The organism is Arthrobacter sp. P1_A5 (genome assembly GCF_056406825.1).
Window position 1 is genome coordinate 1 of record NZ_JBFTZL010000336.1, and the last position, 1,649, is coordinate 1,649.

At 65.7% G+C, this 1,649-nt stretch carries 2 protein-coding genes and 2 pseudogenes; 2 read left to right on the forward strand and 2 right to left on the reverse strand.

The genetic code is table 11. From position 1 onward, the window contains the following. A pseudogene (locus AC1D1S_RS21045) lies at nt 1–299 on the reverse strand (hypothetical protein); the annotation flags it as partial. A gap of 180 nt (nt 300–479) precedes the next feature. Between AC1D1S_RS21045 and AC1D1S_RS21050 the strand changes: the two are divergent. Next, nucleotides 480–1,049: a hypothetical protein gene (locus tag AC1D1S_RS21050; RefSeq protein WP_476995436.1), complete on the forward strand. Its 570-nt coding sequence runs from the start codon at nt 480–482 to the stop codon at nt 1,047–1,049. A 14-nt stretch (nt 1,050–1,063) separates the two neighbouring features. Here AC1D1S_RS21050 and AC1D1S_RS21055 read toward each other — a convergent pair whose 3' ends face one another. After that, nucleotides 1,064–1,285 carry a helix-turn-helix domain-containing protein gene (locus AC1D1S_RS21055; RefSeq protein WP_018775212.1) on the reverse strand — a complete coding sequence of 74 codons (222 nt, stop codon included), beginning with the start codon at nt 1,283–1,285 and terminating at the stop codon, nt 1,064–1,066. Between the two features lie 151 nt (nt 1,286–1,436). Here AC1D1S_RS21055 and AC1D1S_RS21060 point away from each other — a divergent pair. Then, nucleotides 1,437–1,649, forward strand: a pseudogene (locus AC1D1S_RS21060) (hypothetical protein); the annotation flags it as partial.

A 1,649-nucleotide genomic window follows, 5' to 3' on the forward strand; every position in this document is an offset into this window, starting at 1 on the left:
CTGCCGAGGCGGTCCAGCAGTGCCGCCGCGACGGCGAAAGCGAGCGACATCACCCACCAGGTGATGACAATCAGCCCGGACGTATTTGCCACGATCCCGAGCTGGTCCTCGAAGGACAGCGACTGCCGGTGTGCCGAGCCGGACTGCCAGCGCTGAATCAGGAAACTTCCCGTAGCTGCGAGGAAGATCCCGAGCAGCAGGATGGCGGCGGCCATGGCGGCGTCGGCCCGAACTGTTTGTCTCGGCAGGGGGACGGGCAGGGGCCGGTCCCCGGGTTGCGGCGTCGCTGTCCGGTCCATGGGCTGTTCCTCCAGTCGAAATTAATATCGTTTGATGGTGTTTGATCTCATTTGATAACTTTGTAGTCTGTTTAACGAAGTCTGATCCTGTTGTGCTCGGTTTGTCTAGACGCAGCCGGAGCCTGTGGATAGGGGAGGCCTCGGATTGACCAGTGCGGGAGGGCCGCCTACGCTGGCGCCATGCGGTGGGACGCGTTGTTTGAGGACATGGAGGCACAGTTGGCCGCGCGCCAGCGGCTGGAATTAGAGGCTGAAATAGCCGAGCGTGCACTCGTGGACTCTGCGGGAGTGCAGCTCGCGGACCGGCTCCGCGGGTCCCTCGGGCTCAGTATCCGCGTGCATTTGTCCTCGGGGCGGGCGTTCGAGGGAGTGCTGAGCCACGCGGGCAGCGAGGCCCTGGTCCTTGATGAGCCCCAACATCAGGTACTCATTCCCTACGCCGCGGCCGCGCACTACGGGGGTCTTTCGCGGGTGGCGGTCTCCGAACCGTCAATCGTCCGCCGGCGGCTCGGTTTGGGCAGCGCCCTCCGGGGACTCGCCAGGAACCGTGCACGGGTGACGATATTTGCCGGTCACGGGAGGGCAGACGCGGGGCTCCACGGCATCATTGACACGGTCGGCAGGGACTTCCTGGACCTGGCCGTGACACGGGACGGCCGGGAACGGCCTCCAGCGAACGCCCGGCAGGTGATTGCCATCCCCTTCGGCGCCCTCGCGGGCATCAGGTCCGTTGCTGCCGCGGGCGGCTAATCAGCCCGCCGGGTTCAGCTTCCGGCGGACTTCGCCTTGGCCTCTTCGATCATGCGGCTGGCCTCGGCATAGCGCTCCTGGATGTACTGCTCGAGCATCTTTTCCTCGACGCGCCACTGGCCGCGTCCGCCCACCTGGATTGCCTTCAGCTCGCCGCTGCGAACGAGCGCGTAGGCGGCCGGAGAGTTGATCTGGAGCTGCTCGGCAACGTCAGCGAGAGTCAGGAATCGGGGCATGAATCCATTTTGCCACCGTTGAGGCCTACTGGTGCCGTTATCCACAGTTTGTGCCTGTTTGGCCCCGGATCTTCCACCCGGGCGGCCCGGGCGCAACAATGGGGGTGCCCGGCATCCGGGAATGGACGGCGACGACAGGGGGAGCGGACGCATGAGTGGAAGCGCGGCAGCCGAAGGGGCCCGTTTGAAAAGGCCGTCCTGGAAAGACCCCCGGCTCCTCGTCGGAATCCTGCTGGTCCTGGCATCCGTGGTCGGCGTGGTCTCGCTGGTCGGTGCCGCGGACCAGACCACGGAAGCGTACGCAGCGCGGGAGCCGATCGCCGTCGGTGAGACGCTGACAACCGACAAGCTGCACCGGGTCAAG